General features: G+C 68.7%; 17 protein-coding genes. 10 read left to right on the forward strand and 7 right to left on the reverse strand.

What is annotated here, in order from left to right:
• Positions 1 to 41: 41 nt before the first annotated feature.
• Positions 42 to 1,454 (reverse strand): PLP-dependent aminotransferase family protein, encoded by a 1,413-nt coding sequence (locus tag QH196_RS05455; RefSeq protein ID WP_280414641.1) that lies wholly within the window; start codon positions 1,452 to 1,454, stop codon positions 42 to 44.
• Here QH196_RS05455 and QH196_RS05460 point away from each other — a divergent pair.
• A complete protein-coding gene (locus QH196_RS05460) occupies positions 1,453 to 2,472 on the forward strand; it encodes a DMT family transporter (protein WP_280414642.1) in 1,020 nt (339 codons plus the stop codon). The genes QH196_RS05455 and QH196_RS05460 overlap by 2 nt on opposite strands.
• A gap of 111 nt (positions 2,473 to 2,583) precedes the next feature.
• On the opposite strand, the gene QH196_RS05465 is transcribed toward QH196_RS05460, so the two are convergent.
• A complete protein-coding gene (locus QH196_RS05465) occupies positions 2,584 to 3,030 on the reverse strand; it encodes an NUDIX hydrolase (RefSeq protein WP_280414643.1) in 447 nt (148 codons plus the stop codon).
• Between the two features lie 493 nt (positions 3,031 to 3,523).
• Here QH196_RS05465 and QH196_RS05470 point away from each other — a divergent pair, with 493 nt between their 5' ends.
• Positions 3,524 to 4,591 (forward strand): NAD(P)H-dependent amine dehydrogenase family protein, encoded by a 1,068-nt coding sequence (locus QH196_RS05470; protein ID WP_280414644.1) that lies wholly within the window; start codon positions 3,524 to 3,526, stop codon positions 4,589 to 4,591.
• Positions 4,592 to 4,624: 33 nt separating this feature from the next.
• On the opposite strand, the gene QH196_RS05475 is transcribed toward QH196_RS05470, so the two are convergent.
• Entirely contained in the window at positions 4,625 to 5,089 is a 465-nt protein-coding gene (locus QH196_RS05475) for a MarR family winged helix-turn-helix transcriptional regulator (RefSeq protein ID WP_280414645.1), read from the reverse strand.
• A gap of 403 nt (positions 5,090 to 5,492) precedes the next feature.
• Here QH196_RS05475 and QH196_RS05480 point away from each other — a divergent pair, with 403 nt between their 5' ends.
• The 4 genes from QH196_RS05480 to QH196_RS05495 all read left to right on the forward strand — a co-directional run bounded on the left by QH196_RS05480 (position 5,493) and on the right by QH196_RS05495 (position 10,046).
• Positions 5,493 to 6,302, forward strand: coding sequence for an SAM-dependent methyltransferase (locus tag QH196_RS05480; RefSeq protein WP_280414646.1), 810 nt, complete (start codon positions 5,493 to 5,495; stop codon positions 6,300 to 6,302).
• 28 nt (positions 6,303 to 6,330) lie between these two features.
• Positions 6,331 to 7,599, forward strand: coding sequence for a sensor domain-containing diguanylate cyclase (locus tag QH196_RS05485; protein ID WP_280414647.1), 1,269 nt, complete (start codon positions 6,331 to 6,333; stop codon positions 7,597 to 7,599).
• A gap of 63 nt (positions 7,600 to 7,662) precedes the next feature.
• Positions 7,663 to 8,217, forward strand: coding sequence for a TetR/AcrR family transcriptional regulator (locus QH196_RS05490; RefSeq protein WP_280414648.1), 555 nt, complete (start codon positions 7,663 to 7,665; stop codon positions 8,215 to 8,217).
• A 71-nt stretch (positions 8,218 to 8,288) separates the two neighbouring features.
• Complete coding sequence (locus QH196_RS05495; protein WP_280414649.1) at positions 8,289 to 10,046, forward strand: alpha/beta fold hydrolase; 1,758 nt, start codon at positions 8,289 to 8,291, stop codon at positions 10,044 to 10,046.
• A gap of 227 nt (positions 10,047 to 10,273) precedes the next feature.
• Here the strand turns inward: QH196_RS05495 and QH196_RS05500 are convergent, their stop codons facing one another.
• Complete coding sequence (locus tag QH196_RS05500) at positions 10,274 to 12,328, reverse strand: MDR family MFS transporter (protein WP_280414650.1); 2,055 nt, start codon at positions 12,326 to 12,328, stop codon at positions 10,274 to 10,276.
• Positions 12,329 to 12,474: 146 nt separating this feature from the next.
• Here QH196_RS05500 and QH196_RS05505 point away from each other — a divergent pair, with 146 nt between their 5' ends.
• On the forward strand, positions 12,475 to 13,209 hold the full coding sequence (locus QH196_RS05505) for a dienelactone hydrolase family protein (RefSeq protein ID WP_280414659.1): 735 nt from the start codon (positions 12,475 to 12,477) through the stop codon (positions 13,207 to 13,209).
• Between the two features lie 282 nt (positions 13,210 to 13,491).
• Positions 13,492 to 14,919: a DUF2252 domain-containing protein gene (locus QH196_RS05510; protein ID WP_280414651.1), complete on the forward strand. Its 1,428-nt coding sequence runs from the start codon at positions 13,492 to 13,494 to the stop codon at positions 14,917 to 14,919.
• A 192-nt stretch (positions 14,920 to 15,111) separates the two neighbouring features.
• Here the strand turns inward: QH196_RS05510 and QH196_RS05515 are convergent, their stop codons facing one another.
• Both QH196_RS05515 and QH196_RS05520 read right to left on the reverse strand, forming a co-directional pair.
• Positions 15,112 to 15,774, reverse strand: a complete 663-nt coding sequence (locus tag QH196_RS05515) for an O-methyltransferase (RefSeq protein ID WP_280414652.1) — start codon at positions 15,772 to 15,774, stop codon at positions 15,112 to 15,114.
• Between the two features lie 238 nt (positions 15,775 to 16,012).
• Complete coding sequence (locus QH196_RS05520; protein WP_280414653.1) at positions 16,013 to 16,702, reverse strand: TetR/AcrR family transcriptional regulator; 690 nt, start codon at positions 16,700 to 16,702, stop codon at positions 16,013 to 16,015.
• 88 nt (positions 16,703 to 16,790) lie between these two features.
• Here QH196_RS05520 and QH196_RS05525 point away from each other — a divergent pair, with 88 nt between their 5' ends.
• Together QH196_RS05525 and QH196_RS05530 are read left to right on the forward strand one after the other, a co-directional pair.
• A complete protein-coding gene (locus QH196_RS05525; RefSeq protein WP_280414654.1) occupies positions 16,791 to 17,750 on the forward strand; it encodes an ATP-binding cassette domain-containing protein in 960 nt (319 codons plus the stop codon).
• Positions 17,747 to 18,607, forward strand: coding sequence for an ABC transporter permease (locus tag QH196_RS05530; RefSeq protein WP_280414655.1), 861 nt, complete (start codon positions 17,747 to 17,749; stop codon positions 18,605 to 18,607). The genes QH196_RS05525 and QH196_RS05530 overlap by 4 nt, the downstream gene beginning before the upstream one ends.
• Here the strand turns inward: QH196_RS05530 and QH196_RS05535 are convergent.
• Entirely contained in the window at positions 18,555 to 19,457 is a 903-nt protein-coding gene (locus tag QH196_RS05535; RefSeq protein WP_280414660.1) for an alpha/beta hydrolase, read from the reverse strand. The genes QH196_RS05530 and QH196_RS05535 overlap by 53 nt on opposite strands.
• Positions 19,458 to 19,560: the final 103 nt, after the last annotated feature.

The raw sequence follows: 19,560 nt of genomic DNA on the forward strand, positions 1-19,560 counted from the left end.
GGTACCGGTCGCGGACACCGTCCCGGCCGGTACCGCGCGGGCTATCGCCCCTGCCGGGACAATGCGCGGGCGATGACACGCACGCCCTCGGGGAACGCACCCGGATTCGGGCCGGAGTAGTTGAGCCGCAGATAGGCACCCGTCGGTTCGGCGGGAAACCACTCGTCCCCGGGCGCGATGACCACCCCGTCGTCCTCACAATCGCGAACGAGCCGCGCCACATCGGTGGGATCGGATAAACGCACCCACAGGTGCAGCCCGCCGCGTGGCACCACATCCAGGCGGGCTTCCGGCAGGTGCTCGCGCAGCGCGGCGATCAACAGATCACGCCGGGTGGCCAGCCGGCGCCCCAGCCCGCGGGTATGGGTACGCCAGCCCGGCTGGGTCACCACATCGAGGGCCACGGCCTGAAGCAGACCACTCACATACATCGACTCCGCCTGGGCGTCCGCCAGGATCCGTTCCCGGGCCGGGCCCCGGGCGACGACAGCGGCGATCCGGACCGACGGCGAGACACTCTTGGTCAGCGACCGCAGATACACCACATGGCCGGCGTCGTCGCGGGTGGCCAGCGGGATGGGGACGGTATCGATACCGAAATCGTGCGCCCAGTCGTCCTCGATCAGGAACGCTCCGTGTGCGCGCACCACATCGAGCACCCCGGCCGCCCGTTCCGGTTTCCATTGCGCGCCGGTCGGATTGGCAAAATGCGGCTGGGCGTAGAAGGCGCGAGCACCGGTCCGCTCGAATGCCCGGGCCAGATCCTCGGGGCGTGGACCGTCGGCACTGCTCGGGACGGGGACCACCTGCACCCCGGCCCGGTTGGCCGCCAGAATCGCACCCCAATAGGTGGGTGATTCCACCAGCAGCGGCCGGCCGGGTCCGACCAGCGCCTGGAAGGCCGTGCCGAGCCCGCTCTGACTCCCCGGGAAGATGACGACATCACTCGGGGCCGGCGCCATCACACCGGCGGGGGTCACCGCCGCCAGTTCGGTCGCGAACCACGCCTGCAGGTCCGGGAGGCCGCTACTGGGCGGGCGGTTGACCGTGGCGTCGCCGCGGGCGGCGCGGGCGAAGGCGCCGCGGACCAGCCGTTCGGGCAGCAGTTCCCGGTCCGGATAGCCGGAGTGCAGGGCTATCCGGTCATTGGCGACCGTCTGCAGCGCGGTGAACCAGCGGGCGGAGCGATTACGCGGTGTGCCCAGTGCCGCGGTCTGCCACCCGTAGTCGTGCGGGCGGGTGTCGCGCACCGTACGTACGAAAGTCCCCACGCCGGGGCGGCTTTCGACCAATCCCTGCGTGGTGAGGATGCGCAGCGCCTTCTGCACCGTGACCGGACTTGCGGAATACCGGGTCACCAACGCGCGGGTGGACGGCAACTGCGCACCGGGCGGGGCCTCGGCTATCCACTCGCGAAGCTCCGCCGCAATACGCGAGCTGCTATCGTCAGACATGAGAGAACATAGTAGCGCTACTACCCGGACGGCAGAACCGCTACCGTCCCGATATACGGGCCCGGCGTGGGGCCTGCTGGGCATCCTGGCCTTCTCGTTCACCGTGCCACTCACCAAGATCGCCGTTGCCGACGACGGTTTCACCGCACTTTTCGTGGCCGCCGGACGCGCGGTCGTGGCGGGATTGCTCGCGGGAGGCGCGCTGGCGTTCACCGGACAACGGTGCCCACAGGGCAGGCAGTGGATCCGGCTGGGTGTCGTCGCCGGTGGTGTCGTCGCCGGATTCCCGCTACTGACATCCTTCGCGCTCACCGAAGCGTCGGCAGGCCACAGCGCCGTCGTGATCGCACTACTGCCCGCGGCGACCGCGGTACTGGCTGTACTCCGCGGCCATGAGCGGCCACCACGGGCCTTCTGGCTCACCGCGGCCGCCGGTGCAGTGGCGGCGCTGATATTCGCCGGGTTCCGCGGCGGCGGTTTCGGCGGTCCACACTGGTCGGATCTGCTTCTGCTGGGCGCGGTCGTCGCGGCGGCCTGCGGTTATGCCGAAGGCGGGCTATTGGCCCGGGAACTGGGCGCCTGGCAGACCATTTCGTGGGCGCTGGTGCTGTCGGCTCCGGTGATGGTCGTACTCACGGGGATCTCCGTGGCCCAGCAGCCTCCGGCGGGTTCAGCGGCGCAGTGGGGCGCCTTCGCCTACCTCGGCGTGGTGAGCATGTACCTGGGCTTCCTGCCCTGGTACCGCGGCCTGGCGATCGGGCCGATGACCCAGGTCAGTCAGGTTCAACTCGCGCAGCCCGTATTCACGCTCTGCTGGGCGGCATTGATCCTGAACGAGGAGCTGACCTGGGCCACCGCGCTCGGTGCGGCGGCGGTGATCGGTTGCGCCGCAAGCGCGGTACGAACTCGCCTGCGCCGGCCGCTGGTCCCCGATGCGCCACGCGGCGAGCGCCGGGCAGGCATCCCACGCGCGGAATCCACCGAGCAACCACAGACGGCCCGCACGCCGATTCGGTGATCGGCGCGGGACAGGACCGACGGCGCCGCACCGGCAGGCCGTTTCGACGAGCCCGAGGGACGTCTACAGCGGGATCTGCCGGTTATGCAGCTCCCTGCGCACGGGTTCCGCTCAGGGATAGACGAGTTCGCGATAGGTGTCGAGGATCTTCTGGACCGAGGAGGTGACCGACAGATCGCCACTGTTGAGGGGTGCCCAGACATAGCTCGCGTGCGCGCTCAGCACCACGGGGCCCGGCGATTCGACCTCGACCGCGAAATGCAAGCGCCGCACCGGTTTACCGGCGGGCGAAAGGTAGTCGAAGTCGCCGACGTGGTGGCGGATATCGGTGACCGCGAGCCCGGTCTCCTCCTGTACACCGCGGATCAGGGCGCCGGTCACCGATTCACCGGGCTCCACAGTGGCCCCGGGCAGTTTGCGGGTGGGACGAATCGGCCCGGTGCTGGGCAGTTCCAGCAACAGCACCTCACCACCGCGATCGATGATTGCGCCGACCCGCAGCCCGACCCCGTCTCGTTCACCGCGTGGCAGGGTTTCGTCGAACATCGATACCGACATGGGTGGTCTCACCAACCTTCGATCCGGCGGGGCTCGCCTGATACACGCCTCGGCGAGCAATTCGATATTACCGTGTTGTGACCTCCGGATAACACAGGTTGACAGGACCTCGACGCGTCCGGGTTCTCCCCGAAGGGCGTAACCAGGACGTTTAACACAGAATTCACCCGCCTCCGGCCCCGGCCGTTCTCCGAATCGAAGATGGTTGCCGGACAAGCACTTCGAGACGCGGCGCCCCGCCCCCAACGGTTGCACCCGATGCCCTCGCCCCAAGCCGGCGGCCGCACGCGATTCGGCGATCCACTCGGCACAAAATGTGACACACGCCGCTTTTGAACCACGATTCCCGGCCGCTGTGATGGATGCCACCGAACTCGCACCCGGCCGCGGCTGCGCCGACATCCAAGGGCGGCGAGACACTCGAACGGAAACCTTATTCTCATATTCCAGAGTATTCGTTCCGCATATTGCAAATAGACCCTAAGCTGAGCAGATGCCCAAGGATCGTCGGTATCGGGTCGTCCAGTGGACGACCGGCAATGTCGGGAAGAGTTCGGTTCGCGCCGTCGTCGCGAACCCGACCCTGGAACTCGTCGGCTGTTATGCGTGGTCACCGGACAAGGTGGGCCGCGATATCGGCGAACTGTGCGGGATCGGTCCCGTCGGAATCACGGCCACCGACGATATCGCCGCCCTGCTGGCATCGAAACCGGATTGCGTGGTCTACAACCCGATGTGGATCGACGTCGACGAACTGGTCCGGATCCTGGAGGCCGGGGTGGACGTGGTGTCGTCCGCGTCGTTCATCACCGGACACCGCCAGGGGCAGGGCCGCGACCGTATCGCCGAGGCCTGCCGGCGCGGCGGCGCGACCATGTTCGGCTCCGGGATCAGCCCTGGTTTCGTCAACCTGCTGGCCATCGTCTCGGCCGGTATCTGCGACCGAGTCGACAAAGTGACCGTCACCGAGGCGGCGGACACCACTTTCTACGATTCCCCGGCGACCGAACGCCCGGTGGGATTCGGTCAGCCGATCGACCATCCCGATCTGCAGGCGATGACCGCCGAGGGCACCGGGGTGTTCGGTGAGGCGGTACGGCTCATCGCCGACGCCCTGGGGGTCGAACTCGACGACGTACGCTGCGACGCCGAATACGCCCGGACCACTACCGATCTCGATCTCGGCTCGTGGACCATCCCGGCCGGCTGCGTGGCCGGCGTGTTCGCGAGCTGGAAAGGTATCGTCGCCGGCCGGACCCTGGTGGAGCTCACCGTGCGGTGGCGCAAAGGACAGAGCCTGGAACCGGATTGGAAGATCGATCAGGACGGCTGGGTGCTGCAGGTGGACGGGCGCCCGACGGTGAAGAACGTGGTGAGTTTCCTGCCGCCACCGGATTTCCAGGCCGAGACGATCGCGGATTTCATGACACTCGGGCACATCATGACCGCGATGCCGGTGATCAACGCGATCCCGGCCGTCGTTGCGGCACCGCCGGGCATCGTCACCTACAACGATCTACCGCTGATCCAGCCCCGCGGAGTCGTACCCGGCGTTACGTAGCCCCACCCACGGCCCGGCAACCGCCGTCGATCTTCATGCCGGATCCCGATCCTCGTGCAGCACCCGGTCGAGGGCTTCGAGCGCGTCGGCGGCGGAGTACAGCGCGTCGACCTGATCGTCGTCGAGCCGCGTCATCGCCTGCTGGACAGTGCCCGACCACACGGTATGGATGGTCTGCCGGGCATCGAAGGCGTTCTCGGTCGGCGCCAGCCGGATCACCCGGCGGTCGTCCGGGTCCACCGACCGCGCGACCAGCCCGCGGCCGACCAGGCTACGCACCGCGGCGCTCACATTGCTCTGCCGCATACCGAGTTGTTTCGACAGTTCGGTGACGGTGATACCGGGTGCGGCCAGGATCTGTTTGAGCACCGCGAGTTCGGTGGTGGGCAGCGGCAGTACGCCCGCGACTTCCGGCACCAGCCGGTGCACCGTCCAGGCCAGATCACGCAGGACCGTGGGCAGGTCGCGGCCGTCCTGGGCGCGACGTTCGGAGTTCATGACACCCACGATATCGCATCTTTTGACATATATATTTTTTCATAACTATGGCGCCCGTTCCCTCGCGGCGGCGGTGCTCGCCTTGGTGTTCTTCACCCGCGCGAACACCGAACCAGGGCTATCACAGCGGATACACCGAAGGCCTCGGCTCCCGAACCAGTTTGTCCAGCAGAGTCTTTCCCTCTCGATCCGGCGCCGAGCCGGGCCGCCGGGCGCGTTCCCGCCTACGGGATCTGCGCCGTACCGGCTATTATGCGCACAGTGACTCGAGGCCGTAACAAGAACTCGGCCGAGTGGCACCGGTCCGTCGCACCATGGGCGGTCCGTAGCGCAGCGCAGGGGTTTCCCGGACGCGGCCGAGGACGATACGGCCGGGGCGGGTTTCGAGCGCAGAGGGGACGAGATGGACAGGCCGGCCTGGGCACCCGAGGGTGTGGACATGATGCAGCCGAGCCCGGCGCGGATGTACGACGCGCTGCTGGGTGGTTCGCACAACTTCGAAGTCGATCGGCTCGCCGCGCAACGCGGTAGCCGGCTGGTACCGGATCTGCCCCGGCTGGCGCTGAGCAACCGCGCGTTCCTGCGGCGGGCCGTGCGCTTTCTGATCGATGCGGGTATCACCCAGTTCCTCGATATCGGTTCGGGTATCCCGACCGCCGGTAATGTGCACGAGATCGTCCGGGAGTGCGATCCCGGGGCACGGGTGCTCTACGTGGATATCGATCCGGTGGCCGTGGCCCATTCGCGGGCGATCCTGGTGGGCGAGCCGAATTACGGCGCCATCGAAGCCGATCTGCGGGAACCCGCCGAACTGCTGGCGCGGGTCCGCGACACCGGAGTGATCGATCCGGAACAACCGGTCGGGATCCTGCTCATCGCGGTACTGCATCTACTCGCCGACGACGATCTGCCCGCGGCGAAGGTGGCCGCGCTCCGGCAGGCGGTGCCCGCCGGAAGTCATGTCGCCATCTCACATCTGACCTCCGCGCTGCGGCCCGACGATGCGGCCGCCCTGCACAAATCCTCACAGCACGGTAACCAGGTGGGGATCCAATTCCGTTCGCGCGCCGCCATCACCGAAATGTTCGACGGCTGGGAACTCGTGGAACCCGGTGTGGTCGAACTGCCGATGTGGCGGCCGGAATCGGAGCGCGATCGGCACGAGGCCCCGGGCCGGTCGCTGGGCTTGGCCGGTGTGGGGTGCAAGTCCTGACCCGGGCGGTACTGCGCAGGAGAAACGGGTGACCGCGCGGGAACTCGCGGTCTGCTGGGCCGACGTGCTCGACGGCGCGGTGGCGCCGACCCTGACGCGGGATCGTATCGAGGAACTGCTGACCGAACAGGTCGAACAGTTGCTCGCTGCCCTGCGCGGCACCATCGGGCCGGAGGCCGGGAAGTACGCGGCCGAGGCATTGGTCACGGCGAACTACCGCGACCCCGCGGTGACCGGCCGGACGATCCCGCTGATCTGCGCGGATATGGCCCGGTACGTCCAGGCCACGGATCCGGTTGCCGGGGACGCGGTCCACGACCGCGCGCTGCTCGTGGCCGCCGAGTTCGCGACCGGGTTCACGGCGGCACTGCGTTCGGTGGCATTGTCGGAGCAGGAGGCCACGCTCGCCGCGGCGCTGGCGGCCGCCCAGGACGCCGAGCGGCGACGCGAACTGTCCGAAGCGCGTTTCGAGGCGGTGTTCGCGGGCGCCTCGGTGGGAATCGGGACGGTCGACACCCACGGGCGGGTTCTCGAAGCGAATGCGGCATTCGCCGACATGCTCGGTATCGCTGTGGAAGAGATGCCGGGCAGTCCGGTGGCCGATGTGGTGGGTCACGCCAATATCGGTGACGCCTACCAGCGGATGACCCAGCTGCTGGCGGGCAGTATCGACCGATTCCGGCTGGAACTAGACCATCCGCGCCCGGACGGGACGTCCACGGGTATCGATCTGTCGATGTCGGCCGTGCGCGATCACAGTGGTCAGGTCCGTTTCCTGATCGGTGTGGCGGTCGATGTCACCGAACGCCGGGAACTCGCCGCCCGCCTCTGGTACGACGCCAATCACGACGAACTCACGGGCCTGCCCAACCGGGGCCATTTCTTCGACCGGCTGGCCGTGGCGACGCCACCGATCGGGATGGTCTATCTGGATCTGAACGGGTTCAAGGAGGTCAACGACCGCTGGGGGCATACCGTCGGCGACGAGGTGCTGCGGATAGTCGGCGCCCGCCTGCGGCAAACCGTGACGGCGGCCGGTGGGCTGGCGGCACGTCTGGGCGGTGACGAATTCATCGCCGTACTCGAGCGGTGCACCGGTACGGCCGAATTGGCCATGCTCAGCGCGGATGTGCAGACCGCTCTCACCGTGCCGATGGAGATCCGTGAGCGGACGATCAGTATCGGCGCGAGTATCGGCACGGTGTATCTCGAGGACGCTCCGACCGCGATCGACGAGGCGATGCAGGCCGCGGATACCGCCATGTACCGCAACAAGGTCCCGCGTACCCGTTCCTGACCGGCATCGTCGCCGCGGGATGCAAGCGTTGACTTTTTATGAAGACCGGTCTACTTTTCAGGCATGGGTGCCAAAGGAGCCGAAACCAGGCAGCGGATGATCGAGGCGACCCGGTCGTCGATCGAACGCCGCGGCTATTTCGGCACCGGCCTCAACCAGATACTGGCGGACAGCGATACGCCGCGCGGTTCCCTGTACTTCCATTTCCCGGGCGGTAAGGACGAACTCGTCGCCGTCGCCGTCACCCAGACCTCCGGCGTCATCGATACCGCGCTCGCGGAGGCCGATCTCACCGACCCGGCCGGCGCGGTCACCGCGCTGATCACCCTGCTCGGCGATCGGCTCGAGGCATCCGGCTGGGAATGCGGCTGTCCCGTCGCCACCGTCGCCCTGGAGGTCTCCGGCGCGAACGACACCGTCCAGCGCGCCTGCGCCGAGGTCTACGGGCGGTGGACGGAGGCCTTGCGAATCAGCCTCCGAACGGCCGGTTACGACAATGCCGACGATCTGGCCGTTTCCCTGCTGGCGCTGATCGAGGGCGCGCTACTGCTCGCACAGACACATCGCGACCGCGAGCCACTGGAACGGGCCGCGCGCGTCGCCCGCACCCTGCTCTAGATCCCCCGACAACTCACACCGCGCGCTTACCTACCCACAAAATATGTAGACCAGTCTAGTTAGGATTCGTTATGAGCACTCCCGATTCCGTCGTCTTCGGCGCGGCCGGTTTCATCGGACGCGCCCTCGTCGCCCGGCTGCTGCATCGCGGGCATACGGTCGCGGCCGCATTACGACCCGGCAGCGCCGGCCGGCTCACCGCCTGGCTCGACGAGCACGGAGTCGAGCGCGAGCGGCTGACCGTACTCGACTGCGATATCACCGACCCCGGCCTGGGCGAGGTCGCCGGGCTGGACACCGCCGGGATACGCGATGTGTACAACTGCGCGGCCCGGTTCACCTTCGGGATCGACGCGGGTCTCGCGCGAGCGGTGAATATCGATGGCGCCCTGCACATCCTGGACTGGTGCACGGGCCTGCCCGAACTGCGCCGGCTGGTCCACATCACCGGATACCGGGTCACCGTGCCGGATTCGGCCGAACACGATTACGCGGTCGGCGCCTACGGCGCCTCGAAATTCGAGGCCGACGCGATAGTGCGCGAACGCGCCGCGACCGCGGGAATCGCACTGACCGTCGCGAACCCGAGCACGGTCGTCGGCCCGGGGCAGTACATCGGCCTCGCCGAACTCGTCCGCGACCTCTGGTACGGCAGGCTTCCCGCGCTGCCCGGCAACGCCCGCACCCTGCTGCCGATCCTCGATCTCGACTATTTCGTCGATTTCCTCCTCGCTCTCCCCCGCGACCCGGACACCGCCGGCCGCTCCTACACCGTCCTCGACCCCGCGAGCCCACCGCTACCCGAGTTGATGCGCATCCTCGCCGAGTACCTGCACGTCCGCGCACCCCGTTTCACGATTCCGACCGGCCTGGTGGCCCGCCTGCCACAGCGGCTCACCGGGGTCGACCGGGAGCGGCTCGCATTCGTCGCCGAGGACCGCTACGACACCTCCGCCGCCGATACGGTGGCTGCCGCCGCCGGGCTCACCATGCCGCCCGCCGGCGACGTCCTGCGGAAATGGGCAGACCACCTGGTGAGCAGTCGATTCGGCGATACCGAGCCGGATCCGTCCGCCGGGTTCGCCGACGGCCTCTGGGTGAGCGGCGAGGGCCGGACACCGGATCTCGTACTGCTGCACGGGCTCCCCACCGACAGCGAGGCCTGGCGCGCGGTGACCGCGGCGACCACCGCATCCACCTACACCGCCGACCTCCCCGGCCTCGGCCGTTCGGCCCCCGGCGGCTCTCCCGCCCACTTCCGGCCGGACCGGCTCATGGCCTCGGTAACCACACGTCCCGTCCTGGTCGGCCATTCCCTCGGCTGCCTCCCGGTCCTGCGCTACGCGGCCGCCCACCCCGACCGAATCTCCGGAATCGTTCTGGTGGCCCCCGCTTTCCTGCAGAGCCGGGCGTCGTGGTTCACGCGGCTGCCGCTCACCGCCCTCGTGCTGCGCCGCCTCCCCCCGGAGCGGCTCGCCGCCGCCCTGGGTCTGCCCTCCGGCCCGGCGATCGACAGCGCGAGCGCGAACCTGAGCCGCCCCGGTGCAGCCCGGCGCACCGTCGCGGCGCTACGCACGGCGAGCCGGCCCGATCAGCGGGCGGCCGCTCGCCGCCTGCTCGCGGCGGTCACGGTCCCGGTGCATGTCATCACCGGCTCCCGCGATCCGCTCGAGACCCCGGTACCCGTACCGGCCACGGTGATCGAGGGCGCGGGCCACTACCCCCATCTCACCCATCCGGACCAAGTGGCCGAGGTCCTGGATTCCGTCCGCAACGTCTTCCCACGGAACCCGGTCACAACCGGCCGCACGATCCCGGCGTCCAAGTGAATTCCCGGGCGCGCATCACACTGCGCCGGCCCCGCGGGATAAACAGCGATGCCGCTGCGTGGGGCTGATCGCACCGCAACGACCACGGACGTGGGCCGGCTGTGCGAACGCACGCACGGCCCGGCCGTATCGGGCTTACCCCGGTTGTGACACGTTCGGTGCCGTCGGCCGGGGAACGTGCGCCCCGCCGCAACCGGCGGGACGCGGCGCATCGGCGGATGTCCGTTTCATCCGGCGAACGTGGGCCGGCGGCTCTGTTCGTCCAGCAGTTCGCCGGCGATCTTGTCCAGCGCTCGGTCGAGTAGGGCCTTGTCGGCGGGATCGTCGAAGGTCCAGTCCTCCAGATGCCGGTCCAGCCAGCCGCGCCAGACGCGGCGGAAACGCTCGGCCTGCCGTGCCCCGCTGTCGGTCAGGCGTAGCGAGTCCGCCTCGGCCGTCACGTACCCGGCTCGTGCGGCGTCGCGGTAGACCGGTTCTAGTACACCGACCGGCACCATATGGTCGTCGGCGATACCGGTGAGGGTCGCACCGCCGCGTACCCGGGCACGCAGATGCACCGCGCCGATCGCCCAGGTGATGGACTCGGAGAGTTCCCCATCGGTGAGGTCGTGCAGCGAGGGCCCCGGAAGAACCTGCTTTCGCTCTCCCGGTGAGCCGGGCAGGCGGCGCTCGTCCCGGCGCAACACCTGCGCGACAGCGTGTTCCAGCTGGGCCGCCCGGTCGGCGGAATCCGGCATCGAGAAGCCCTCCCCCAGTTCCGCGGCGCGCGCCCGAGTGCTGTCGCGCAGCGGTACCTCGCGCAGGAACCACGCCACCACGAAGCCGACGAGCGCGACCGGCACAACCCAGCGGAACACGGTGTCGATGGCGGTCGTGTAGGCCTCGATGATCGGCGCCGCCAGCTCGTCGGGTAATTCCCGCAGGGCCGCCGGGCTCTGCGCGAGCTCCGGGGCCACCCCCGATTCGGCCAGCGCCGCGCCCAGCGCAGGATCGAGTTTCCCGGTGTAGAGCGTGCCGAACACCGCGGTACCGAACGCACTTCCCACCGTGCGGAAAAACGTCACACCGGAGGTAGCGGTACCCAGCCGCGCGTAGGGCACGGTGTTCTGCACGACGATGGTGAGCACCTGCATGGACAGGCCGATACCCAGCCCGAGGGTCAGCATGTACAGCGATTCCAGCCAGATACCGGTGTGCCGTCCCATCGTCGACATCAGGTAGAGGCCGAGCGCCATCACTGCCGTACCCGCGATCGGGAAAGGTTTGTACCGGCCGGTGGTCGAGACGATGTTCCCGGAGATGATCGAGGTGATCAGCAGACCGACCACCATCGGCAGTGTGCGCAACCCGGATTCCGTTGCCGAGACACCGTCCACGTACTGCAGGTAGGTGGGCAGGTACGTCATGGCACCGAGCATCGCGAAACCGACGATGAAACTGAGGATCGAGCACACCGTGAACACCCGGTTGCGGAAGAGATGCATCGGCAGCATCGGTTCGGGCACCCTGGTTTCCACCACCACGAACGCCGCCAGCAGCACCACCGCCCCGGCGAACAGGCCGATGATCATCGGCGACCCCCAGGGGTATTCGGAACCACCCCATTCGAGACCGAGGATCAGTCCGGCGACGCCGAGCGCGACCAGCGCGATTCCGAGGTAGTCGATCACGGGGCGTACGGCCGGGCGCACCGTCGGAATCGTCCGGGCGGCCAGCACGATCATCACCACCGCCACCGGAACATTGATGTAGAAGCACCACCGCCAGCTGGCGTGATCGGTGAACAGGCCGCCCAGTGTCGGCCCGAGTACGGTGGTCACCCCGAACACCGCGCCCATCGCGCCCTGATACTTACCGCGCTGACGCAACGGAATGACATCGGCGATCAGCGCCATCGCGGTCACCATCAGCCCGCCCGCACCGACACCCTGGATACCGCGCGCAATGATCAAGGTGAGCATGTCCTGGGCGATCCCGGCGAGTATCGAGCCCAGGATGAAAACCACGGCGCTGATCTGGAAGACGAGTTTGCGGCCGAAGAGGTCACCGAACTTCCCTGCCAGCACCGTCGATATGGCCTCGGCAAGCATGTACGCGGTGACCAGCCACGCCATATGCCCGGCGCTGCCGAGATCGGCGACGATCGTCGGCAGCGTGGTCGCGACGATCGTCTGGTCGAGCGCGGCCATCAGCATGCCGAGCACGATGGTCACGAACACGATGTTTCGGCGGCGCCGGTCGAGCGCCGGCGCCGTATCGGGAACCTCGCGGGTGCCGGTCATCCGCCGAGTATCGGTGACAGCCCGGCACAACTGCGGCGGGACACGCGAGCACCCGCTCTCCGTGGCGCGGCAGCTCGATACGCAGGCACCGGCCGGTAGATCGGCCCCGGCAATAATCGGCCGGCGGTAGGGTCGCGGGGGTGACGATGATCGAGATTTCGCTTCCCGGTGGCAGTGCTGAAGGATATGTGTCCGGCGAGTCCGGGCCCGGAGTCCTGCTCTTCCAGGATGCGATCGGGTTGCGTCCGGAGATCGAGCGGATCGCGGACCGGATCGCGTCGTGGGGTTATGTCGTACTGGCGCCGCATGTTTTCTGGCGGGACGGGCGCGCCGCGGATCTCGCGCCCACGGTCGACCTGCGCGATCCGGCGAGCCGCGACGCGTTCTTCGCCTCCGGGGTGGGCGAGCGGATGGCCCGGCTCACGCCGGAGGTTCTGCGGGCAGACGGCGAGGTGTGGCTGGAAACGCTGCACGGGCTGCCCGGTGTCACCGGGTCCGCGGTCGGCGCGACCGGATACTGCTTCGGCGGCCGGATCGCGCTGCGGCTGGCCGCGCACCGTCCGGATGAGGTCGCGGCGATCGGGATGTTCCACACCGGCGGAATCGTCACCGAGGACGCCGACAGCCCGCATACCGAGGTCCCCCGGGTCCGGGCCGCGGTGTTGGCCGGGCACGCCGACAACGACGGTTCCAACACTCCCGAACAGATAGCGACCTTCGATGCCGCACTGGAGGCCGCCGGTATCGACCACCGCACCGCCGTCTACCCGGACGCCCTGCACGGTTACACCATGTCCGATACCGCCGCCTACCAGGAGGAAGCGGCCGAACGGCACTTCCGGGAACTGCGGGAGCTGTTCGACCGCGCCCTGAAGAAGTAAGGGCGGTCGCCGGACCATCGATCACGGCAGATTTCACGAGCCCCGAAGCGCCCGTGTGCTGCCTCATGCACCTCAGGTCCGGTGTGCGAGGTGGCCGGCGATGCGCGGGCGGAGCCGGCCACGACGGACCCGTGATCGCCACCGCGCCGAGCACAGTCGGCGAGGTCTGCCCGGGTAGCCGGGAACCGTCGACGGTAGCAGCGGCAAAGAATGCGCGCGACGGGATGGTCTCACCCGCGGCGGGTGACGACGTGCTGGTCGCACGGCATCTACCGTGCGCCCATGGCCCGACCTCATGCAGGTGCCGAGCCCGCCGTGAATCCGCGGCCGGACTGCGCACAACGGATCGAGTGCGGAGCCCGGCAGCGCGAGCGGATCCCTTTCGACGCACTCGCCGAGGTGGGAACCGAGGACGATCGCGACCCGCTCGCCCTCCTCGAATCCCAGGCCGTCACCCGCATCCCCGATCTGGTACCCGTGCGCTACGGCCGGATGGCGACCTCGCCGTTCGCCTTCTTCCGCGGCGCCGCGCTGGTGATGGCCGACGATCTGGCCCGCCTCCCGAGCACGGGTTTGTGCACGCAACTGTGCGGGGACGCGCATCTGAGCAACTTCGGCCTGTTCGCGACACCGGAGCGCCGGCTCGCCTTCGATGTCAACGATTTCGACGAAACCTATCCGGGCCCTTTCGAATGGGATGTCCGGCGGCTGGTCGCGAGCCTGGCCATCGCCGGCCGCGGCAACGGTTTCACCACCAAACAGCGCCGCCGCATCACCCGGGCCTGCGCCGCCGAGTACCGCGACACCATGAACTATCAGGCGGAACGCGGCGAGCTCGCCGTGTGGTACTCGCACCTCGAGGCGGAGTCGGAGATGGCGGAAATACGTGAGGTGCTCGATGCCTCGACGCGGAAGCGGGTCGAGAAGACGATCGGCAAGGCGTGGGGTCGCGACAGTGCGCACGCTCTGTCGAAGCTCACCACCACCGGAGCCGACGGGCAGCCGCGCATCGTCAGTACACCGCCGCTGATCGTGCCGGTGGAGGAACTGTTCACCGGTGCCGACGCGCAGCAGGTGCATCGCACCATGATGCGGCGGCTGATCGACTACCGCGCCACCCTGCAGCCCGACCGTCACTACCTGCTGGACCGGTTCGACTATGTGCACGCGGCCCGCAAGGTCGTGGGTGTGGGCAGCGTGGGAACCCGCTGCTGGATCGTCCTGTTACGCGGCCCCGGCGGTGATCCGCTGTTCCTGCAGGCCAAGGAGGCACAGCCCTCGGTGCTCGCCGGCTACCTCGACGGCCCCGAGTACGAGAACCAGGCGGAGCGGGTGGTGACCGGGCAGCGGCTGATGCAGGCGACCAGCGATATCTTCCTCGGCTGGCATCGCGGACCGGACTCCGACGGAGTGCCGCGGGATTTCTATATCCGCCAGCTCCGTGACGGTAAAGGTTCGGCGGAGATCGAGACGATGTCCCCCGAACTCATGGCGCTGTACGGCAGGTTGTGCGCGCGGGTACTCGCCCAAGCGCATGCGCGCGGCGGGGACCGCTTCGCGATCGCCGGCTATCTGGGCTCCGGCAACGAATTCGACGAGGCGATGGCAGCTTTCGCCGAAGACTACGCCGATCGCAGCGACCGCGACCATAGGGGATTTCTTGCCGCGATAGCCGATCGCCGCATCATGGCTGCGCCGGTCACCCGGTGATTCGGGCGGGGGGTAGGAAACCTGGTCTTCGGCTGAGACGCCCGTGTACCGCGGTGTCGTCGGTTCCTCCGACCGGCGGCTCCGGCGAATATCCGGGGATCGCGGCCCTGGCCGACCCGCCCGGCCGACTGCCCACGGGCACACTCCCCGCACAGAAACGCTGCGGTTTCTGCCGTCCACCGCGGCTCGTGGCTAGTTCACGACGGCGAAGGCGAAACCGTCCCAGCCTTTCGCCCCGACCGTCTGCACGACAGTGGCGTCCAGCCGCGGTTCCGCCGCCAGGAGTTCGACCAGTTCGCGACTCGCGCGGGCGGCGGGGTCATCGGACGCCTCGTCGGCGAGACGCCCGCCACGCACCACGTTGTCGACGACGATGATCGCTCCGGGCCGGCTCAATCGCAGTGCCCACCGCACGTAGTTCGAGTTGTTCACCTTGTCGGCGTCGATGAATACGAGATCGAACGGGTCCGGTTGTTCTCCGGCCAGGACCGGTAGCGATTCCATCGCCGCGCCGATCCGGATATCGACCACATCGCCGACGCCCGCCCGGTCCAGGTTCTCCCGCGCGACCTGCGCATGACGTGGCTCGTATTCGAGAGTGACCACGCGCCCGTCCGTACCGACTGCGCGGGCCAGCCACAGGGTGCTGAATCCACCCAGTGTGCCGATTTCCAGTACCCGCCGGGCGCCGGTGGACCGGGCGAGCAGGTGGAGGAATTTGCCCTGGGCCTCGGAAACGTCGATCGAGGGCAGTCCCGCCTCCGCGTTCGCCCGCAGCGTCGCGCTTCCCGCGTCGTCGCGCACGAGATGGTCCACCACGTACTGGTCCACATCCGCCCACTCGGGTGTACTCATACCCGCAGTCTGCCATCGGTCACCCCATGGCGCCGAGCACTGCGAGGGAGAGTTACCGACGCTGGTCGAACGTGTGCTGCGCCCGGATTCGCGCGATACCGCTCGGCCTCGGGAGGCCGGTGCGTGTCCGCGGCGGCCGCGGGGTCCGGGCCGTCGGCTGCCGAATCGAGTGCGCTACGGGGCCCGGCCAGGTGACACATTGTCCGGCACGTGACAAGCAGCGCCGTAGAGATGTGGGTCAGCGCGGTCCCGCGATACCGAACAGCAGCGCATCGATCCCGGCCCGGAATACGGCATCGTTGTCGACGGCGGGCTCGCCGGGGGCGTCGGGGTCGGCGAAGAGCGCGGCGAGGTGCGGATAATCGCCCTGGCCGAGCATGGCGGCGATATGTCCGGCGCCCCCGCCCTGAGTGGGCAGCGGTTGTCCGGTGGCCTCCTGACCGGCGAAAACGGTGACCCAGCCGGAGAGCATCGCGATACCGGTCATGGTCTCGGCCGGCCGCAGCCGCGCGGGCGCCAGCACCGCCACCATATGGTCCAGGTAGCGCAGACCGTGCGGCCCGAGACTGCGCGGGTTCGTGTCGATCAGCCAGCGGTGCCGGCGGTGCATGGCGCGCGCTTGTTCGGCGATATCCAGCACATCGGCCCGCAGATCCCCGGTGGGGGGTGCTAATTCGTATTCGCCGGCGACGCGGTCGTACATCAGGTCGACGAGATCGTCCTTGCCCGACACATAGCGGTACAGGGAGGCGGCGCCAGTGCCCAGTTCCTCGGCGACCCGCCGCATCGAAAGCGATCGCATACCTTCCGCGTCGGCCAGCCGGACGCAGGCCGCCGCGATGTCGTCGAGGCTCAGGCCGGGCCGCGGTCCGGGTTTGGTGTCGCCGGCCCGTAGCCACAGCGCGTTGGTCGGTTCAGCGGAGGGCATTCGGTAAGCATGCCTCGAGCCAGTTGCGAACATCGTTCGCATTCAGTTACCGTCAACTGCGAACAATGTTCCCAATCAAGGAGTGGACGTGACGGCGATCGAGGCCTGCAGGCTGACGAAGAGATACGGCGAACAGACCGTGGTCGACGCCGTCGACCTGCGCGCGGAACCCGGCCGGGTGCATGCGCTACTGGGACCCAACGGGTCCGGGAAGACCACGACCGTGCGTATGCTGGCCACCCTGCTACGACCCGACGCGGGGTCCGCCCGGATCGCCGGGTACGACATCGCGCGCGAAACCACCGAGGTGAAGAAGCGAATCGGATCGGTCGGTCAGTTCCACGCGGTCGACCCCCGGCTCACCGGCCTGGAGAACCTCACCATGTTCGGCCGGATGAACGGAATCCCGGCCCGACGAGCCCGCGCACATGCCGGCGAACTGCTCGAACGGTTCGATCTCGGTACTGCCGCCGAACGTCTCGCCCGGGATTATTCGGGCGGGATGCGCCGCCGGCTGGATATCGTCGCGGCGATGGTGGTGCGCCCGGCCGTCCTCTTCCTGGACGAACCGACCACCGCCCTCGACCCGCGCAGCCGCAACCAGATCTACGGTTACGTCGAGGAGTTCGTGAACGAGGGCACCACCGTCCTGCTCACCACCCAATACCTGGACGAGGCCGATCGGCTCGCGGATAACGTCACCATCCTCGACAGCGGGCGGGTGATCGCCACGGGGACCCCGCACGAGCTCACGGCAAGTATCGGCGGTGGACTGGATCTGATCGCCGACCCACGCCGCCGTAGCGAAATCGATACCGTGCTATCCGATTTCGGGGGTATCGCCACTCCACCCGGCGATGCGCGGGACGAATCGGAAACACCGGCGTCCCTGTCGTATTCGTTCCCCGGAGCCGAGATACCGCTGCTGCCGATTCTGCGCGCCCTCGAGGAAACCGGGATCGAAGTGCACGATATCGGCCGCCGGCGCGCCACCCTCGACGACGCGTTTCTGGCCCTCACCGGCTCCACCGAAAGGACGCAGCGATGATCACCCACACCCCGCACCCGCCTACCACGCTCGCTGCCACCGCAACCACATTCGGCCGAGTGCTCACCGCCTACCGGCATTCGCCCGGGCTGCTCGCGATCACCCTGGCCGCACCGGCGGGCATGATGCTGCTGTTCGGTTTCGTCTTCGGCGGCGCACTCGCCGGCACCGCCGATGCCGCGGCCTACCGTTCCTATCTCACCCCGGGCGTTCTCGTGCTGGTCGCGGCCATGGGGCTCACCGCCACCGCGTCAACCGCCAATGCCGATCTGAACAGCGGTCTCACCGACCGCTTCCGGGCACTGCCGCTACCCGCGCTTTCGGTTCCGGCCGGGCTCGCGCTCGCGGAAACCCTGACCGGAGGCGTCGCGCTGGTCGTGATGTCCGGTATCGGTTGGGCCGCGGGCTGGCGGATCGATGCCACCCCCGCCGAAATACTCACCGCCGTAGCGCTGCTACTGCTGTTCCGGTTCGCCCTGAGCTGGGCCGGTATCTGCCTGGGCGCGGTGATCCGGGACGAACAGATGCTCCAGCAGACCGCACCACTGATCTTCGGCGCCGTTATGTTCTCCAACGTCTTCGTACCGACCGAGACCATGCCCGGACCGCTGCGCGCGTTCGCGGAGTGGAATCCCGTCAGCGCCGTCGTCGCCGCGCTGCGCGAACTGTTCGGCGCACCCGGCGCGGTCGCGGCGGACGCGGCATGGCCGCTGCGCGAACCGGTGGCAGCGTCCGCGATCTGGCTGTCGGTGGCGCTGGTCGTTACGGTCCCGGTTGTGCTGCGGCAGTACGGGTCCGCCCGGACTACGACGTCGGCAGCCGCTCGCCGTCGCCGAGTGCCGTCGACAGTGCGGTGAACCGCGCCTCCAGGTAGGCCCGCCCGACACCGGTCCGGGCCTCGACCAGGTCGAAACCGTGATACGCACCGTCGACCTCGTACAACTCGCAGGGCACCCCCGCGGCGCGCAACCGCTCGGCGTAGGCCACGTCTTCGGTGTGGAAGAGATCGTTGGTTCCGACGCCGATCCAGGCCGGCGGCAGGCCCGCGAGGTCATCGCAACGTCCCGGCGCGGCCAGCGGCGGCACGGTACCACCCGCCGCCGGACCCAGGTAGGAAGACCATCCGAACCGGTTGCTGCCCGGGCTCCACATCCGCATCCGGCTCGCGTCGAGCGGGGAGCCCGCGCAGGTCCGGTCGTCCAGCATGGGATAGGACAGCAACTGGAGTACCGGCCGCACCTCCCCGCGGTCCCGGGCCAGCAGTGCCAGCGCAGCAGCGAGCCCACCGCCCGCGCTTTCGCCGACGATCGCGATACGGTCCGCGTCGACGTCGGGTTGGGCGGCCAGCCAGCGCAGAGCGGCGTAACAGTCGTCGAGCGGCGCCGGGAAGGGATGCTCCGATGCCAGCCGGTATTCCACCGACGCCGCCACGATCCCGAGGCGGCGGGCCGCCGCCCGGCAGAACCGGTCACCCATCGCGGCATTACCGATCACATAGCCACCACCGTGGATGAACAACAGGGCCGGGCCGGGCCGCGGGGCAGTGTCGGGCCGGAACACCCGGACCGTCACCGTCTCGTCGACCCTTTCGATCGTCCCGCCCGCGGGCCGGGCCCGGCCCGCCCCCGCGGGGGGGCGCCGGAGGATCCCGATCGAGCGCGGCGGCGCGACCGGCCGCGGCCCCGCCGCGCGGGGGGTGAAGGCCACGTAGAAACCGCCCGGCGCGGCGGCCGAGGGGGGGAGGTAGGCCGGGTTTTCGGTAAACACGTCGGCGGAGAATTAGGCGTAGGGGGCCCCCCCGGCGGGGGAG

This window comes from Nocardia carnea, from assembly GCF_029868325.1.
In the GTDB taxonomy this organism is placed as follows: Bacteria; Actinomycetota; Actinomycetes; order Mycobacteriales; family Mycobacteriaceae; genus Nocardia; species Nocardia carnea_C.

Excerpts from the sequence above, each read along its gene's own strand:
- QH196_RS05460 (WP_280414642.1), top strand. The coding sequence starts at position 1,453 with ATGAGAGAACATAGTAGCGCTACTACCCGGACGGCAGAACCGCTACCG.
- QH196_RS05455 (WP_280414641.1), bottom strand. The coding sequence starts at position 1,454 with ATGTCTGACGATAGCAGCTCGCGTATTGCGGCGGAGCTTCGCGAGTGG.
- QH196_RS05465 (WP_280414643.1), bottom strand. The coding sequence starts at position 3,030 with ATGTCGGTATCGATGTTCGACGAAACCCTGCCACGCGGTGAACGAGAC.
- QH196_RS05470 (WP_280414644.1), top strand. The coding sequence starts at position 3,524 with ATGCCCAAGGATCGTCGGTATCGGGTCGTCCAGTGGACGACCGGCAAT.
- QH196_RS05475 (WP_280414645.1), bottom strand. The coding sequence starts at position 5,089 with ATGAACTCCGAACGTCGCGCCCAGGACGGCCGCGACCTGCCCACGGTC.
- QH196_RS05480 (WP_280414646.1), top strand. The coding sequence starts at position 5,493 with ATGGACAGGCCGGCCTGGGCACCCGAGGGTGTGGACATGATGCAGCCG.
- QH196_RS05490 (WP_280414648.1), top strand. The coding sequence starts at position 7,663 with ATGGGTGCCAAAGGAGCCGAAACCAGGCAGCGGATGATCGAGGCGACC.
- QH196_RS05495 (WP_280414649.1), top strand. The coding sequence starts at position 8,289 with ATGAGCACTCCCGATTCCGTCGTCTTCGGCGCGGCCGGTTTCATCGGA.
- QH196_RS05500 (WP_280414650.1), bottom strand. The coding sequence starts at position 12,328 with ATGACCGGCACCCGCGAGGTTCCCGATACGGCGCCGGCGCTCGACCGG.
- QH196_RS05505 (WP_280414659.1), top strand. The coding sequence starts at position 12,475 with ATGATCGAGATTTCGCTTCCCGGTGGCAGTGCTGAAGGATATGTGTCC.
- QH196_RS05510 (WP_280414651.1), top strand. The coding sequence starts at position 13,492 with ATGGCCCGACCTCATGCAGGTGCCGAGCCCGCCGTGAATCCGCGGCCG.
- QH196_RS05515 (WP_280414652.1), bottom strand. The coding sequence starts at position 15,774 with ATGAGTACACCCGAGTGGGCGGATGTGGACCAGTACGTGGTGGACCAT.
- QH196_RS05520 (WP_280414653.1), bottom strand. The coding sequence starts at position 16,702 with ATGCCCTCCGCTGAACCGACCAACGCGCTGTGGCTACGGGCCGGCGAC.
- QH196_RS05530 (WP_280414655.1), top strand. The coding sequence starts at position 17,747 with ATGATCACCCACACCCCGCACCCGCCTACCACGCTCGCTGCCACCGCA.